The organism is Streptomyces sp. NBC_00536, from assembly GCF_036346295.1.
Classification (GTDB): Bacteria; Actinomycetota; Actinomycetes; order Streptomycetales; family Streptomycetaceae; genus Streptomyces.
Genome location: NZ_CP107819.1, coordinates 5,681,911 through 5,697,543, shown reverse-complemented (window position 1 = coordinate 5,697,543; position 15,633 = coordinate 5,681,911). Strand labels below are relative to the sequence as shown.

The following is a 15,633-nucleotide window of genomic DNA, read 5'->3' as shown; positions in this document are numbered from 1 at the left end:
GGATTAGCAGACCATAGCGTGCACGTACCGAGCCGTGCGGGTGAACGATTAGGGTGTGCAGCGCATCGACCTGGGGGGAAGGGGACGTTTCAGTGTCCATATCCGGTCACCGGCGCCTGCTGCTGGTTTCCACGAATTACGCTCCCGAGCACGCGGGGATTGGCCCGTACGCCACACAAATCGCGGAACACTGGGCGAATACCGGTCACGATACCCATGTCTTCGCGGGCATGCCCCACTACCCTTCCTGGTCTCTCGAACCGGAGTACAAGGGGGCGCTGCGGCGCACCGAGGAGCGTGCGGGGGTGACCGTGCACCGGCGCGCGCACACCGTGCCGTCGCGTCAGACCGCCGTGAAGCGGGCCCTGTTTGAAGGATCGATTCTGCTGCACGGCGCCGTGGCCCCGCCCCGGATGCCGAAGCCGGACGCGGTCCTCGCCCAAATGCCCAGCCTGGCGGGCGGGGTGCTCGCCGCACGGCTCGCGGCGCGCTGGAAGGTGCCGTTCGTCCCCGTCGTACAGGACCTGATGGGCGCCGCCGCCGCGCAGAGCGGGATCAGCGGCGGCGACAAGGCGGCCGTGATCGCCGCCCGCGCCGAGGCGTACGTCCTCAAGCGGGCCACCCTGGTCGGCGTCATCCACGAGACCTTCGTGGACCGGGTCGTGGGCATGGGCGTCGACCCGGCGAAGATCCGCCTGGTCCCCAACTGGTCGCACGTGCCCGCCCCCAGCAAGCCGCGCGACGAGACCCGCCGCCACCTGGGCTGGGCCCCCGGCCAGACCGTGGTGCTGCACTCCGGGAACATGGGCCTCAAGCAGGGCCTCGAAGTCCTCGTCGGCGCGGCCCGGCTCGACCCGGCCGTCCGCTTCGTCCTCATGGGCGACGGCAGCCGGCGCGGCGCCCTGGCCGACCTGTCGACGGACGTGCCGAACCTGGACATCATCCCCCCTGCCGCCGACGGGGAGTTCCCCGATATCCTCGCGGCGGCGGACGTGCTGGCGGTCACGCAGCACGCGGCCGTCCTCGACATGAGCGTGCCCTCCAAACTCACCTCCTACTTCGCGGCCGGCCGGCCGGTCGTCGCCTCGGTGGCGGCGGCGGGCGGCACCGCCCAGGAGGTGGAACGTTCCGGCGCCGGGGTGCTCGTCACCCCGGAGGACCCGGGCGCGCTGCTGAACGCCGTACGCGCACTGGCCGAGGACCCGCGGGGGGCGGACGCGCTGGGCGCGGCCGGTCCGCGCCACGTGGCGGCTCACCTGAGCCGCGATGCGGGCCTCGCCCGCATCGACGCACTGATCGACGAAGCACTTGGGGGACCCCGGCCGTGATCGAGACGAACCGCCCGGCAGCGGCCCTGGCCGAGGACGAACCCGACCTCCTCCGGGACCAGTTCCGCCAGCTGACCCGCTACCGCAGGCTGATCGGCGCGGGCATCGGGATCGGCCTGCTGGGCGGTGTGTACCTCGGCATCTCCACGGCCGACACCTACGTCGCCACCGCCGACGTGGTCCTGCGCACCCCCACCGACGACCCGTTCAACCCGAGCATCGCCCCCGACAAGGCGATCAACATCGGCTCCGAACGGCAGGTCGCGCTCAGCAGTTCCATCGCGAGCGAAGCCGCGAAGAAGCTCGGCGTCGGCGATGCCGGTCTCGCCGCGCTGCGCGCCGGTCTCCAGGTCACCAACCCGCCGCAGACCATGGTGCTGCGCTTCACCTACACCTCCGGCTCCCCCGAGGTGTCCGCCAAGCGCGCCAACGCGATGACCGAGGCGTACCTGCTCAAGCGGCGCGACGCCCTCGACGTCACCCGTGACGCCATGGTCAAGAGCTACAAGGACCAGCGCGACCCGGTCGCCAAACAGCTCGACGACCTGATCAAGCAGATCTCCCAGCTGCCCGCGGGCAGCGCGCGCGACGCCGCGTACTCCTCCCGGACCGACCTGCAGAGCAAGGTCGGCCAGCTCAACGGGAACATCGCCAAGCTCGACGCCCTCGACATGACCCCGGGCCGGGTCACCAGCGCGGCCGTCCCGCCCACCCGGCCCGACGGCCCGGGCCTGCCCATGTCGCTCGCGCTCGGCGCGGCCGTCGGTCTCGCCCTCGGTCTGCTCGCCGCCTGGGTCCGGCTGGTCTTCGACCCCTCGCCGCGCTCCGACGGCGACGTCTCGCGCGCCCTGCGCGCGCCCGTGCTCGGCACCCTGCCCCCCGACAAGACGGGCGGCGGGCCGCTGCTCGCCGCCGGTGAGGCCGATCCGCGGCTCGCGGAGGAGTACCGGTCGGTGGCCTTCCGGCTCGCCTACGACGCCCGCTTCGCCGACCGCCGGCGCCTCCTCGTGGTCGCCCCGCGCGGCAGCAGCGAGACGGCCGCCGCGGTGGCCGTGAACCTCGCCGCCTCCTTCGCCGAGACCGGCAAGGACGTCCTGCTCATCGAGGCGGACCTGCGGACGCCGCTGCTCGCCAGCCAGCTGCCCACCGACGCGGGCGAGCGGCCCCGCTGGAGCCAGCTGCCGGGCGGCCCGGCCGAGGGCGAACGCTCCGCACACCCCGATTCCGACTGGCCGGACGGGCGCATGCTCGTCGTGGACGCCGGTGAATCGGGCGACTTCGACCTGATCCCCGGCGAGCGGGTGCGCAACGTCGCCCGCGCGCTCACCACCCCGCGCGCGACCCGGCTGATCTCCGAGGCCGACTCGCCCAACTCCACGGTGGTCGTGCTCGCCCCGCCCGTCCTGTCCTACGCAGACGCGCTCGCCCTCGTCGACCGCGTCGACGGCGTCCTCGTGGTCTGCGACCCGCGCGCCGTGCACCGCACCGACCTGTCCCGGATCCGCGAACTGATCAGCGGCGCGGGCGGCACCGTGCTGGGCGCCGTGCTGCACGGGCCGCTGCCCGGCGAGAAGCGCGGCCGGACCCGCTCCTCGGCCAAGGCCGCGGCGGCGGCTCCCACCCCCGCTCCCGTTCCCCCGACCGGTGCCGACCCGGCCGAGCCGGACCGGCAGACCCCCGGTGACGGCAGCGACACGGTCGCCCTGCGCACGGTCCGCACGGGCCGCAGATGAGCCGGCGCGGCCTCGCCGCCGTCTCCTCGGTCCTGGACCAGGCGGCGTCCAGCGCCACGAACATCCTGGTGCTGGTGCTGGCCGCGCGGCTGTCCTCGGCCTCCGGCTTCGCCGCGTTCTCGATGGTCTATGTGACCTTCAGCGTGCTGCTCGGCCTCAACATGGCGTACGTCGGCCAGAGCGTGGTCCTGGAGCACGGGGAGCGGCGGGCCGTGGCCTGCCGCTCCGCCGTGGCCTTCACCGGGTCCGCCTCACTGCTCGTGGGGGCCGCCCTCGCCCTCGTCGGCCTGGTCCTGCCCGGCCCGGCGGGGTGGGCGTTCCTCGCGCTCGGGGCGGTGCTGCCGCTGGTGCTGGTCCAGGACGGGCTGCGGTACTGCTTCTCGGCGCTGCGCACGCCCGAACGCGCGCTGGCCGCCGACGCGTTGCGCCTGGTGTGCGTGGTGGGCGCGCTGCTGCTCCAGCCGTCCGGGGCCGCCCCCGGGCGCCTGGTGCTCGTCTGGGGTGTCTCGGCACTGCCCGCGCTAGCGCTCGGCCTGCTCCTCCTACGGCCGTACGTCCGTGACCTGCGGGCCGACCTGCGGCCGTACCTGCGCCGGGGGCACCTCGGGCAGCGGTTCGTGATCGAGTTCGCGGTGGGCAACGGCTCCAGCCAGCTCGCCGTGCTCGGTCTCGGCGTCTTCGCGACCCCGCTCGCGGTCGGTGCGCTGCGCGGTGCGACCACCCTGTTCGGGCCGCTGAACGTGCTGTTCAACTCGGCCAACGCCTTCGGGCCGCCGATGCTCTTGCGGCGCGGGGGCAAGCGGGCGGTGGTCCGTACGACGGCCGCGCTCGGCCTGGTCCTGGCCGTGCTGGGCGCCGGGTGGGCGGCGGTCCTGTACGTCCTGCCCGACCGGCTGGGGCGCCAGCTGCTCGGCGACACCTGGGGCTCGGCCGCGGCTCTGCTTCCGGCCACGGGGGCGCAGTACGCGGCCATGGGCCTCGGCACGTGCGCCCTCCTGACCCTGCGGGTCCTGGCCCCCAAGGCGACGCTCGCCGTCCAGCTGATCTTCTCGGTGCTGTCCGTGATCCTTCTGCTCGTGGGCTACGTCCTGTGGGGCGCCCCCGGCGCCGCCTGGGGCCTGGCGGCCGGCTCAGCCCTCAAAGCCCTGGCCGCCTGGACCCGCGTCGCCCGCCTCCCCCTCCCCTCCTCCGCCCCAGCCCCCACACCCTCGCCCGTCCCGAACTGACCCCGCCGGGGCCCATCCCATCCCACCCGAGCCAACTCCAGCCCGCCCGAGCCACATCCAGCCCGCCCGAGCCAACTCCAGCCCGCCCGGCGATTGAGGGCCCGCCGGAGGCACCACCGGCGGAGGCCCGGGGGACTACCGATCCGTCGCCGGACGCACACCGTGGGCCCTCCGGGGGCGCCTCAAACGCCGGCGAGGCTGGTTCCGGCCCGCCGAAGGCGGGGGTTAGCGGAGGGTGGTGGTGCGGTCCTGGCGGTGGGTGGCGATCAGCGCCAGGCACAGGCCCGCGATCGCGACGCGGCCAGAGGCCTGCAGGAGCGGCCCCCGCAGCAGGATGAAGGAGTAGCCCGCGACCAGCGGGACGACCACCGAGATCAGGCTGCCCGGCGGTGTGCTCCGCCGGGCCCGTTTCGCGTACCGCCGGTCGACCCGCGCGGCGGCGTACCCCATCGCCAGCAGCCCGCCCCCCATGCCCAACGGCCCGAAGTCGAGCCACAGTTCGGCCCAGACCGGCGAGGACAGGTTGGTGTTGACCGTGCCCATCCACTGCCCGACCATCACCCCCGTGTCGCGCGGCTTCCCGGGCCACACCGAGCGCGGCACCGCGAAGAGGACCGACCCGGCGAGCTGGCGCCCGTAGGAGTGGCCGGGACCGGAGTTCGAGTAGGTGATCGTGTTCGCGAACATGCCGATCTGGTCGTAGTCCTTGAGCGCCATCGGCTCCAGGAACGAGGTCGTCTCGACCGGCTTGTAGTTCTTCTCGTCGTAGCGGAAGCGGTCCGCGAAGGGGAAGACGAGGAGCGCGACCACGACGGCCATCGACAGCGCCACCCGGTACATCGCCGCGCTGACCGGGAAGACCGTGAAGAGCAGCGAGAACATGACCGTCAGGAACCAGTACCGGGGGTTCGAGATCGGGTTGTTGACGATGATGTTGAGGGCCGCCAGCGCGACCCAGATCGCGATCACCGACGGCCGGCGGCGGGCGTGCACCGAGGTGACCAGCCAGCGGGTGTAGCAGAGCAGCGCGAGCAGCGCCGGTACCGTGCCGAAGCCCCGCAGGAAGGCCTGGCCCGCCTGGCCGTCGGTGGAGACGCCCGCCTCCTGGATGCCCGCGATGATCTCCTGGCGGCTGCTGAAGAAGACGGCCGGGCCGCCGAGTTTGAGGATGAGCGCCGCGCTGCCCGCGAAGGCCAGCAGGGTGAGCAGCTGGAGCCGCCGGTGGTGCGTCATGACCGGGCGGGGCTCGCGCGGCGAACCGCCCGCGCGTCCCGAGGGCCGGTGGCGGGCGAGCAGCACCCCGACGTCGAAGGCGGTACAGCCCAGCAGCACCAGGCCGATGGCCACGGTGAGGTCGGAGCGCGGGCCGACGACGGGGGTCGGGACCTGGCCGAGGACGGCCTGCGCGAGCGGGGCGACCCCCATCGCCATGTAGACGAAGAGCCAGAAGGAGCCCTGGAGCAGCTTGCGGCGGCTGGTGAGGACCATCGCGGAGAGCCGGGCCCCCGCGTACATGGTGAGGGCCAACTGGAGCCAGAACGCGGCGTCCCGGGTGCCCGCGCCGGACTGCGAGGCCACGAACAGCGGCAGGAAGACGGTGAATCCGAGGGCGAGCGGGACGGACAGCGCGCGGGAGAGCAGGGTGCGCGGGGTGGTGACCTTCCCCCAGCCGCGTTCCGCCTCCTGCGGGGGCCCGTCCGGGGTGTTCCTCGGGGGTGCGGACACGGGTCCTCGTACGTCCGTCGCCATTGCGCCCCCGCCCCCCGTGCCTGGTCCGCGCGCAGTCTAGTCTGACCCGACGGGGATGGAGTGGGGGGTACTTCGGTGCGCAATCTCCCGGCCTTCACGCTGGCCGGATACGACAAGGGGCGCGGTCTGCTGACGCAGGCGCTCTGGTTCGCCGTGATGAACACGGTCTTCATGGCATGGTTCTGCCCGGCCCGGCTGCGGGTCGCGCTGCTGCGCGCCTTCGGCGCGGGGATCGGCGAGGGCGTGCTGATCCGGCACAAGGTGCGGGTGCTGTGGCCGTGGAAGCTCACCGTCGGCGACCACACCTGGATCGGCGAGGGTGCCTGGGTGCTCAACCTGGAGCCGGTCACGATCGGTTCGCACGTGTGCGTCTCCCAGGAGGCCATGCTGTGCACCGGTTCGCACGACCACCGGGCGGCCGACTTCCGCTACCGCAACGCCCCGATCGCGGTCGAGGACGGCGCGTGGGTGGCGGTACGGGCGACCGTGCTGGCCGGGGTGACCGTGGGCCGCTGCGCCGTGGCGGGCGCGGGGGCCGTCGTACACAAGGACCTGCCCGCACTGACCCTGCAGACCGCGGACGGCACGCGCCGCCCGGTCGAAGAACCGAAGTGAGTTCCGTCCAGTGAGAGTCCTGCACGCCGTCACACTGCACTCCCCCACGCATGCCTTCGGGGGGCCGGTCCGGGTCGCGCTCAACCTCGCCAAGGGGCTGCGGGCGCGCGGGCACGAGGCCTCGCTGCTGGCGCTCGGCGAGGGCTTCGGGGACCCCTGGCCCACCGAGGTCGAGGGCGTACCGGCCCGGCTGTACCCGGCGAAGCGGCTGCTGCCGCTCGGCTTCAGCGGTATGACCTCGCCCGCGCTGCTCGCCGCGGCCGGACGGCTGGTCCGGGACGCGGACCTGGTGCACGTGCACCTGGCCCGCGACCTGGTCACGCTGCCCCTCGCGCTGGCCGCGCTGCGCGCCGGGAAGCCGCTGGTGCTCCAGACCCACGGGATGGTCGACCCGAGCGGGAAACTGCTGGCCAAGGTCCTGGACGCGGTGGCCGTACGACGGCTGCTGCGCGGGGCGGACGCGGTGCTGTACCTGACCCCGCACGAGCGGGAGGCCCTGGACGCGGTCGTCGGCGGGGCCGGGCTGGCCAACACGGTGCGGGTGGTGAACGGCGTACCGGCGCAGGAGGCGCGGCCCGCGCTGTCGGGGCCGCCGCGGATCCTCTACTCGGCGCGGCTCCAGGAACGCAAGCGTCCGGTGGACTTCGTGAACGCGATGTCGCTGGTCGCGGAGAAGGTGCCGGAGGCGCGGTACGTGGTGGCGGGGCCCGACGAGGGCGAGTACGGGGCCGTGTTCCACCGGATGACGACGATGCGGCTCGACGGGCGTATGACGATTCCCGGGGCGCTGACCAGCGATCAGGTGCTGGAGGAGCTGCGGCGGGCGCACGTGTACGTCCTGCCGTCGGTGGACGAGCCGTTCCCGATGTCGGTGCTGGAGGCGCTGTCCGTGGGCGTACCGGTCGTGGTGACGCACTCGAACGGGCTGGCCCGTGACATTGCCGCGGCGGGGGCGGGGCGGGTCGTCGACCCGGGGCCGGAGGGGGTGGCTTCGGCCGTCCTCGACCTCCTGGATCCGGTGGCGAACGGGGCGGCGTCGCTGGCCGCGCGTGCGTTGGCCGCGGAGGCCTTCTCGATGGACTCCGTCCTGGACACGGTCCTGTCGGTCTACGCCCGGGCGGCGTCCCGCGCCTGACCCGCCCGCGTCCGCGCCTCAGTCGCCGGCCGGCTCGCGTTGCCTCCGGCGGCGCCTCAAACGCCGGCGAGGCTGATGTCGCCTCCGGCGGGCCCTCAAACGCCGGGCAGGCTGGTATTGCCCCCTCCCGGGGGCACAGTTCAGCCCCGCCGGCGATTGAGGCGCCCCCGGAGGGCAGGACCGGCCGCAGGTGAATTCGGCGCTCGCGGGAGCAACCCAGCCTCGCCCGGGGCACAGTTCAGCCCCGCCGGCGTTTGAGGCGCCCCCGGAGGGCAAGACCGGCCGCAGGCAAACTCCGCGCCGACCGGGGCAACTTCAGCCTCGCCCGGGGCCCCTCCCAGCGGTAGCTGGGGGAGATTGAGGCGGGGGTCAGGCCGGGAGCCAGGCGTAGCAGCTCGTCGACGTGAATTCCGCCGTGCCTTCGGGGATGTCGGCCACGATCTTCGCACCCGCGGGCTGCGTCATCGGGCTGGAGGCGAGCACGCTGCCGTCCTTGCCCTTCGCCTGCCAGGTGCACGTCGTGCTCTGCGTCAGCGCCCGGTACGAACCCGGCGCCGGGTTCGCGCGCGTGCCGTCGGGGAAGCCCTTCTCCGCGGCCGTCAGCACCGGCTGCTGCGCGGGGCACAGCGCCGGGATCGCGTCCTTCGCCGCCGGGATCTCCCCCGCGATGACGGAGCCGATCGCCGCGTCCTTGTCGTGCTTCGCGGTGCGTTCCACCCGCTGGCACGCTTCCTGGCCGCTCTGGAGCACCGCGGCGGGGTCCATCTTCTCGGGCACGCGCCCGCTCAGGTACTTCTTCTCCTTGTCCGTGAAGCTGCCCGTGGCGGGGGTGAGCTTCGCGTCCGGCAGCACCGGCCCGGTCGGCTTGGCCGGGGGCGGGCCCGATGCCTGCGCGTCGGCCGGGTCGGGCGCCCCCGAGGAGGCCGGGGGCTTCGGCTTGGCCGCGCCCGCGGCGTCGGGCTTGGCGTCCGAACCGCAGGCGGTCAGCGTGAGGGCGGCGGCCAGCAGGACCGCGGCCGCTGCGGAGCGTCGGTACATCAGGGGGCTCCCGTGGTACTGGGTGGTGCGGTCTGTGGATACGGGTACAGGTACGGGTACGGGGCCCGGCACACCGCCGGGCCCCGTACCCGTCCTCATCCGGCCGTGGTTACTTCGGGCCGAAGGTGAGCACGAGCTGCGGAACGGCGTCCGCGGCGGTCGACTCGCTGGACCAGATCCAGAGCGGGTCGGTGCCCGTGCTGGTCAGGGCCATGCTGTAGCTGCCGCCCAGCACCGCGGAGACCGCGGTGGTGTCCAGCTCGACGTTCTGGATGGCGGAGCCGTCCGGGACGCCGGCCAGGGAGCCGAGCGGGGTGGTGCCCAGGGTGGGCTTGGTGTTGAAGGTGGTGGCCGCACCGCTCCAGGTGCCGGTGACCGGGACCACGTTGATGGTGTCGGTCGTGCCGGCGTTCGCCTGGGTGCTGGTCTTGACCTGGAGGGACGCGGCCTTCAGGACCTGACCGGCCGGGGCGGCCGGGATGTCGAAGCGCAGGTACGTCTCGTAGGCCGAGGTGCCGCGCACCGCGAGCGAGGAGGACGTGCCGTAGGCGGTGCTGGGGGCGCCCTGGTTGATGTAGGTGTCCTCGTTCGCGGAGACCTTGGACACCGTGTCGGTGGGCGCCTTCGCCAGGTCGAAGTGGTTCTTGACCTGGGCCTGGGTGAGGACCGTCGGGTAGACGGCCGTCTCGTCGATCTGACCGGCGAAGAAGTTGCTGGTCGGCCGGGTGGGCCAGTTGGCGAGGTTGTCGCCGCCGACATGCCAGTAACCGGTGTACTGGGTGGAGTTGGCGACGTTCAGCGTGCCCTTGTTCTGACCGTCGACGTAGAGCGTCATGCCGCCGGGACCCTGGGTCGCGGCCACGTGGTGCCACTTGTTGTCGTTGTAGATGTCGAGCAGACCGGTGCTGATGGTCCGGGGCGAGCCGTTGTACGTGCCGAAGACCAGCCGCCCGGCGTTGGTCATGTAGATGTTCTTGTCGTTCGTGCCGCTGGTGCGGTCGGTGTTGTTGCCGAAGCCGATCAGCTTGCCACCGCGGGTGGTGTTGGTCTTGAACCAGGTCTCGACCGTGTAGGAGGTGCCCACCGACTGGCGGTGGTCGCTGTACACCTGCTGGCTGGTGCCGTTGAAGCCCATCGCGGTGCTGGTGCCGGACACGGCTCCGGGGGTCTGGCGCAGGGCCGGGGCGTTCAGCTGGACGCCGCTGGTGTTGCCGCCGTTGGAGGAGTCGGCGACGTACGGGCTGACGGTGTCGTCGTAGCGCCAGTACAGGCTCGCGCCGTCCGTGCGGACCTGGTTCGGGTAGGACTGGACCGAGGTGGGGACCGTCACGGAGACGTTCGCCGACAGCGCGCTGGTGTTGCCCGCGGCGTCGGTGGCGGTGATCCGGTAGGTGTAGGACTGGCCGGGCTTGACCGTGGTGTCGGTCCAGGAGGCCTGCGGCCGCTCCCAGTCGACGGAGTCCGCGACCACCGAGGCGATCGGGTTCGCCGAGCCGTTGCGGTAGATGCGGTAGGTCAGCTTGCTGTCGTCCTGGTCGTAGCTGGTGCGCCAGCGGACCTGGGCCTCGCCGGGCTTGACGCTCGCGGCGCTGGCCACCGGGGTGGTCGGGGCGCCGACGTCACCGGTGGAGGCGAAGCGGGTCAGGCCCTGCTGCGGGGTGCCGTTGATGGCGGTGAACTCGCCGCCGACCCACAGGTACTTGACTTCGCTCTTCTCCGAGACGGCCATGACGCGCGGGCCGATGCCCTCGCCGATGCCGTCGTTGGCGGTGGGGTGCCAGCCGAGCTTGCGCGGGCTGTGCACGAAGCCGTCGACGGGCGCGGGGGCGGCGCCGGTGTGGTTGGTCGGCTCCGCCAGCAGGAAGTTGCGCTTGCCGTCGGGGAACTCGTTCTCCAGCGAGCAGTCGTGCGCGTGCGAGGAGCTGTAGAGGACCCCGTCGTACGGCAGGACGTACTGGGTGGCGCCGAGGCAGCGGTCGCGCCACTTCTCGCTGAAGTCGCTGAGGTTCAGGCCGATGCGGCCGTCGAAGACGCCGCCGCCGGAGCCCTCGTTGCCGGTGTAGAAGCCGCCGTTGTCGTCGGTGGCGATCGTCTTGACCACCGAGTTGCTCGGGATGTTGCCGTACGTCTTGGTGAGCGCGCCGGTGGTCGCGTTCACCACGGCCAGCGCGTGCGTGTCGGTGCCGTTGACCGTGAAGAAGTCACCGCCCAGGATGACGTTCTTGCCGTCCGGGGTGACCGTGATGGCGCGGCCCGGCTCGTCGGCGTTGGCGGCGAAGGGCTTGAGGGCACCGGAGGTCGCGTCGACCGCGGCGAACCGCTCGCGGGTCTGGCCTTCGACGGTGCCGAAGTCGCCTGCCGCGTACAGCGTGTCGTCGGTGACGGCGAACGCGCGCACGGTGGCGGGGAAGCTCGGGTGGAACGACGTCTTCGGCGTGCAGGTCGCGATGTCGATCGCGGCGACGCTGGCGACCGGGGTGCCGTTCACGGCGCCGAAGTAGCCGCCCGCGTAGAGGGTCTTGCCGTCCTTGGAGACGACGAGCGCGCGCACGGTGGCGGTGCCGTCGGCCACGGTGAAGCTGAGCTTGCAGTCGGTCGGGTTGCCCGTCGCGGCGTCGAGGGCGACGAAGTTGACCGCTTCCTGCTCGGAACCGCTGCCGGCTCCGTCGGCCGGCCGGACCGTGGAGAAGGTGCCACCGGCGAAGACGGTGCCGTTCGTCTGCGCCATGGCGAAGACGATGCCGTTGGGCTGCCAGGTCGGCAGGTTGTCGGCGGTGAAGGCCACGGGCGGTGTGATGGCGGAGGCCTGGGGCATGAGCACCAGGCCCAATCCGGCGCCGGCACCGACCAGTGACAGGGCGAGGGCAGCAGTCAGCCCTCTGGATCTACGCATGAGCCCCCCAGGGCAATGGCCCGGTTTCATTTGGCTGGAACTATCCGCATTCGGCGGGAACGACCCGGTCACGCCCGGGTGGGCATGACCGGAACACGGCAAACTGTAAGTGAGGCGTGTGGCGTTACGACACACAGTTCAGCGGTCTATGCGGATGGTGGCGCCCGCGAGTTGGTCCTCCACCTGGCGCACGTCGGCGTCCACCATGATCCGGGCCAGTTCCTGGACGAGGACCGTCGGCTTCCAGCCGAGCAGTGCGTGCGCCTTGCTCGCGTCGCCGATGAGGGCGTCGACCTCGCTGGGGCGCTCGTACTTGGGGTCGTAGCGCACGTGCTCGTTCCAGTCGAGCCCCGCGTGGCCGAAGGAGGCCTCGACGAACTCGCGGACGGTGGCGGCGACTCCCGTGGCCACGACGTAGTCGGTCGGCTCGTCCTGCTGGAGCATCCGCCACATCGCGTCGACGTATTCGGGCGCGTAGCCCCAGTCGCGCACGGCGTCCAGGTTGCCCAGGTACAGGTGGTCCTGGAGGCCCGCCTTGATCCGGGCCACCGCGCGGGTGATCTTGCGGGTCACGAAGGTCTCGCCGCGGCGCGGGGACTCGTGGTTGAAGAGGATGCCGTTCACCGCGAACATCCCGTAGGCCTCGCGGTAGTTCACCGTGGTCCAGTACGCGAAGACCTTGGCGGCGCCGTACGGGCTGCGCGGGTGGAACGGGGTGTGCTCGTTCTGCGGCGGCGGGGTGGCGCCGAACATCTCCGAGGAGGAGGCCTGGTAGATCCGGGTGTCGACGCCGCTGGCCCGGATGGCCTCCAGCAGGCGCAGCGCGCCGAGGCCCGTCACGTCACCGGTGTAGAGCGGGGCGTCGAAGGAGACCCGGACATGGGACTGGGCGCCGAGGTTGTAGACCTCGTCCGGCCGTATGTCACGGAGCAGGTTCACGAGGGCGACGCCGTCCGAGAGGTCGGCGTGGTGCAGGACGAAGGACCGGTTGGCGGTCTGCGGGTCCTGGTAGACGTGGTCGATGCGCTCGGTGTTGAAGCTGGACGACCGCCGCACGAGGCCGTGCACCGTGTAGCCCTTGGAGAGCAGGAGCTCGGCGAGGTACGAGCCGTCCTGCCCGGTGACTCCGGTGATCAGTGCGGTCTTGCCCATGTGGATCCCCTGGTTCGTTTCGTTCTGGTTCTGGTGAGTCTGGTGCTGGTGCGCCTGGTTCTGGTGAGCGGGGCGCGCCCCGCTGCTGGCATCATCGCCGGTATGACAAGTTCGCTGCTCCTGCCCCCGCACGCCCGCGTCTTCGTCGCCGGCCACCGCGGCCTCGTCGGGTCCGCGGTCGCCCGGCGGCTCACCGCCGACGGCCACGAGGTGCTCACCCGGGGGCGTGCGGACCTCGACCTGCGCGACGCCGGCGCGACCGCCGCGTACCTGAAGGACGTCCGCCCGGACGCCGTCGTCCTGGCGGCCGCCAAGGTCGGCGGGATCATGGCCAACAGCACCTACCCGGTGCAGTTCCTGGAGGACAACCTCAGGATCCAGCTGAGCGTGATCGCCGGTGCGCACGACGCCGGTGTGGGGCGGCTGCTGTTCCTCGGGTCCTCCTGCATCTACCCGAAGCTGGCGCCGCAGCCGATCAGCGAGGACGCGCTGCTGACCGGTCCGCTGGAGCCGACCAACGAGGCGTACGCGCTGGCCAAGATCGCGGGCATCGTCCAGGTGCAGTCGTACCGCAAGCAGTACGGGGCCTCGTACATCTCGGCCATGCCGACGAACCTCTACGGTCCGGGCGACAACTTCGACCTGGAGTCCTCGCACGTCCTGCCCGCCCTGATCCGGCGCTTCCACGAGGCGGCGGCCGCGGGCAAGGACGAGGTCGCGCTGTGGGGTTCGGGCACCCCGCGCCGGGAGTTCCTGCACGTGGACGACCTCGCGGCCGCCTGCGCCGTGCTGCTGGCGTCCTACGACGGGGACGAGCCGGTCAACATCGGCTGCGGCGAGGACCTCACCATCAAGGCGCTGGCCGAGACGGTCGCCGAGGTGACCGGCTTCCGGGGCCGGCTCGCCTGGGACACGTCCAAGCCGGACGGGACCCCGCGCAAGCTGCTCGACGTGACCCGGCTGACGTCGCTGGGCTGGAAGCCGGGCATCGGGCTGCGCGAGGGCATCACGTCCACCTACCGGTGGTGGCTGGATTCCCAAGCGGAGAACACCCAGGCCGGGAACTGATCGCATCCGCAAGGCCTCAGTACGCTCCGCGACCGTCGACGACGGCGCGGAACGTACGGGCCACGACGTCGACATCGCTGGTGAAGGACCAGTTGTCGACGTACTGCAGATCGAGCTGGATCGTTTCGTCCCAGGACAGGTCGGACCGTCCGCTGATCTGCCACAGGCCGGTCATGCCGGGGCGCACGGTCAGCCGGCGCAGTTCGACCTCGTCGTAGCGCGCCACCTCCTCCGGCAGCGGCGGGCGCGGGCCGACCAGCGACATGTCCCCCGTCAGCACATTGAGCAGCTGGGGCAGTTCGTCGAGCGAGGTCCGGCGCAGGACGCGGCCGATCCGGGTCACCCGGGGGTCGCGGCGCATCTTGAACATCAGGCCGTCGTTCTCGTTGACGCCCGCGAGTTCGGCCTTCTTCGCATCGGCGTCGGTCACCATCGTGCGGAACTTCCACATCACGAAGGGGGCGCCGCCGCGGCCGATCCGGCGCTGGCTGTAGAAGGCCGGGCCGCGGGAGCCGAACCGTATCGCCAGCGCCAGTCCGAGGAACAGCGGGGACAGCAGCAGCAGCCCGAGCGCGGCCCCGGCCCGGTCGAGTACGGACTTCAGCACGGGCTGGATGCCCCGGCTGACCGGCGGCGCGATCCGCAGCACCGCGAGCCCGCCCGCGCTCAGCGTCTCCAGCCGCTTGACGGATATTTCCACCAGCCCGGGGAACACGGCCAGTTCGAGGCCGGCGTCGTGCAGGGCCCAGGAGATCCGGCGCAGCCGCTCCCCCGCCATCCGGGCGCCGGGGGCGACGAGCACCAGGTCCGCGTGGTGGCTGCGGACGGCGCCGAGCACGGCCTCGGCGTCGCCACCGGGTACGGGCGGCATCTGCGCCTCCAGCCGGGCCGCGACCGGGGCGCCGCTGCCGAGCGAGCCCTGGCCGACCGGCACGACGCCGACGACCACGTACGGGTGGTCGGTCCGCGCGGCGAGGTGGGAGATGACCTCCTCGGCGGTGCCGGGTTCGCCGATCACCAGGACGCGGCTGACGGCCTGGGCCTCCCGGCGGGCGCCGGAGAGGTGCCGGTAAGTGAGCTTGTGGCAGGCGACGGTGACGAGCAGGGCGGGCAGCAGCGCCCCGAGGGCGGCCGTGCGGGGGGTGCTCTCGTCCGTCACCACGCGGGCCACGGCGAGGACTCCGATGAGAATCAGCCAGTCGTGCACGACGGGCAGGACTCCGCGCGATTCTCCGAGCAGCCGGGAGGCATAACGGCGGCGGAGGGCTTGTACGGTGACCCAGGCGAGGGCCGCGCCCAGCGCGCAGTACGCGGGACGGGCCTGCTCGGCGGCCTCGAAGACCAGGCCGACGGGCACGGCCGCGCCGAGGAGGTCCGCGGTCAGTGCGGCGGGCAGGTACCAGCGTGCTTTGTCACCGAGCCGTCGCTCGGGCGCAGCTGTCCCCTGAGCCGAACCGGCCACTCTTTGCGCAGGAAAATGGACATGCCTCATGGGCCCCCCTGGCACGTGGACTATGACAACGGCGTATGTCCGCGGCTTCCCCAGGCAACGGACATCTGTCGCACCGGGAAACAGTACGACAAACACCCGTACGTTAAATGCCGTTCGGGTTAACGAGCCCTCTCGTTGTCCGTTCGTTAGCGGGCGGTTTCCCCGGTTCCACATCAACGTCTCAACATCGCGCACACGTTGGTG

At 72.2% G+C, this 15,633-nt stretch carries 11 protein-coding genes; 6 read left to right on the top strand and 5 right to left on the bottom strand.

Going from position 1 to position 15,633, the window contains the following annotated elements; translation table 11 throughout:
• The first annotated feature begins 122 nt into the window (after positions 1 to 122).
• From OHS33_RS25485 to OHS33_RS25475, 3 genes are read left to right on the top strand one after another with little or no spacing between them, the layout of a single operon-like run.
• Positions 123 to 1,328, top strand: a complete 1,206-nt coding sequence (locus OHS33_RS25485) for a glycosyltransferase family 4 protein (RefSeq protein ID WP_330335198.1) — start codon at positions 123 to 125, stop codon at positions 1,326 to 1,328.
• Complete coding sequence (locus OHS33_RS25480) at positions 1,325 to 3,061, top strand: lipopolysaccharide biosynthesis protein (RefSeq protein ID WP_330332734.1); 1,737 nt, start codon at positions 1,325 to 1,327, stop codon at positions 3,059 to 3,061. Before OHS33_RS25485 ends, OHS33_RS25480 begins: the two co-directional genes overlap by 4 nt.
• A complete protein-coding gene (locus tag OHS33_RS25475) occupies positions 3,058 to 4,287 on the top strand; it encodes a hypothetical protein (RefSeq protein ID WP_330332733.1) in 1,230 nt (409 codons plus the stop codon). Before OHS33_RS25480 ends, OHS33_RS25475 begins: the two co-directional genes overlap by 4 nt.
• A 225-nt stretch (positions 4,288 to 4,512) precedes the next feature.
• On the opposite strand, the gene OHS33_RS25470 is transcribed toward OHS33_RS25475, so the two are convergent.
• Positions 4,513 to 6,036, bottom strand: coding sequence for a hypothetical protein (locus OHS33_RS25470; protein WP_330332732.1), 1,524 nt, complete (start codon positions 6,034 to 6,036; stop codon positions 4,513 to 4,515).
• Between the two features lie 75 nt (positions 6,037 to 6,111).
• On the opposite strand from OHS33_RS25470, the gene OHS33_RS25465 reads away from it, so the two are divergent.
• Both OHS33_RS25465 and OHS33_RS25460 read left to right on the top strand, forming a co-directional pair.
• On the top strand, positions 6,112 to 6,651 hold the full coding sequence (locus OHS33_RS25465) for a WcaF family extracellular polysaccharide biosynthesis acetyltransferase (protein ID WP_330332731.1): 540 nt from the start codon (positions 6,112 to 6,114) through the stop codon (positions 6,649 to 6,651).
• Between the two features lie 10 nt (positions 6,652 to 6,661).
• On the top strand, positions 6,662 to 7,786 hold the full coding sequence (locus tag OHS33_RS25460) for a glycosyltransferase (RefSeq protein WP_330332730.1): 1,125 nt from the start codon (positions 6,662 to 6,664) through the stop codon (positions 7,784 to 7,786).
• 369 nt (positions 7,787 to 8,155) lie between these two features.
• Here the strand turns inward: OHS33_RS25460 and OHS33_RS25455 are convergent, their stop codons facing one another.
• The 3 genes from OHS33_RS25455 to gmd all read right to left on the bottom strand — a co-directional run bounded on the left by OHS33_RS25455 (position 8,156) and on the right by gmd (position 12,869).
• Entirely contained in the window at positions 8,156 to 8,824 is a 669-nt protein-coding gene (locus OHS33_RS25455; protein ID WP_330332729.1) for a hypothetical protein, read from the bottom strand.
• 109 nt (positions 8,825 to 8,933) lie between these two features.
• On the bottom strand, positions 8,934 to 11,717 hold the full coding sequence (locus OHS33_RS25450) for a CBM96 family carbohydrate-binding protein (protein ID WP_330332728.1): 2,784 nt from the start codon (positions 11,715 to 11,717) through the stop codon (positions 8,934 to 8,936).
• Between the two features lie 138 nt (positions 11,718 to 11,855).
• A complete protein-coding gene (gmd, locus tag OHS33_RS25445; protein ID WP_330332727.1) occupies positions 11,856 to 12,869 on the bottom strand; it encodes a GDP-mannose 4,6-dehydratase in 1,014 nt (337 codons plus the stop codon).
• 102 nt (positions 12,870 to 12,971) lie between these two features.
• Here gmd and OHS33_RS25440 point away from each other — a divergent pair, with 102 nt between their 5' ends.
• Positions 12,972 to 13,937 (top strand): GDP-L-fucose synthase family protein, encoded by a 966-nt coding sequence (locus tag OHS33_RS25440; protein WP_330332726.1) that lies wholly within the window; start codon positions 12,972 to 12,974, stop codon positions 13,935 to 13,937.
• A gap of 16 nt (positions 13,938 to 13,953) precedes the next feature.
• On the opposite strand, the gene OHS33_RS25435 is transcribed toward OHS33_RS25440, so the two are convergent.
• On the bottom strand, positions 13,954 to 15,429 hold the full coding sequence (locus OHS33_RS25435) for a sugar transferase (protein ID WP_330332725.1): 1,476 nt from the start codon (positions 15,427 to 15,429) through the stop codon (positions 13,954 to 13,956).
• Positions 15,430 to 15,633: the final 204 nt, after the last annotated feature.

What these genes read in the sequence shown, in the direction of transcription:
- OHS33_RS25475 (WP_330332733.1), top strand. Translation starts at nt 3,058, where the DNA reads ATGAGCCGGCGCGGCCTCGCCGCCGTCTCCTCGGTCCTGGACCAGGCG.
- OHS33_RS25470 (WP_330332732.1), bottom strand. Translation starts at nt 6,036, where the DNA reads ATGGCGACGGACGTACGAGGACCCGTGTCCGCACCCCCGAGGAACACC.
- OHS33_RS25455 (WP_330332729.1), bottom strand. Translation starts at nt 8,824, where the DNA reads ATGTACCGACGCTCCGCAGCGGCCGCGGTCCTGCTGGCCGCCGCCCTC.
- OHS33_RS25450 (WP_330332728.1), bottom strand. Translation starts at nt 11,717, where the DNA reads ATGCGTAGATCCAGAGGGCTGACTGCTGCCCTCGCCCTGTCACTGGTC.
- gmd (WP_330332727.1), bottom strand. Translation starts at nt 12,869, where the DNA reads ATGGGCAAGACCGCACTGATCACCGGAGTCACCGGGCAGGACGGCTCG.
- OHS33_RS25440 (WP_330332726.1), top strand. Translation starts at nt 12,972, where the DNA reads ATGACAAGTTCGCTGCTCCTGCCCCCGCACGCCCGCGTCTTCGTCGCC.
- OHS33_RS25435 (WP_330332725.1), bottom strand. Translation starts at nt 15,429, where the DNA reads ATGAGGCATGTCCATTTTCCTGCGCAAAGAGTGGCCGGTTCGGCTCAG.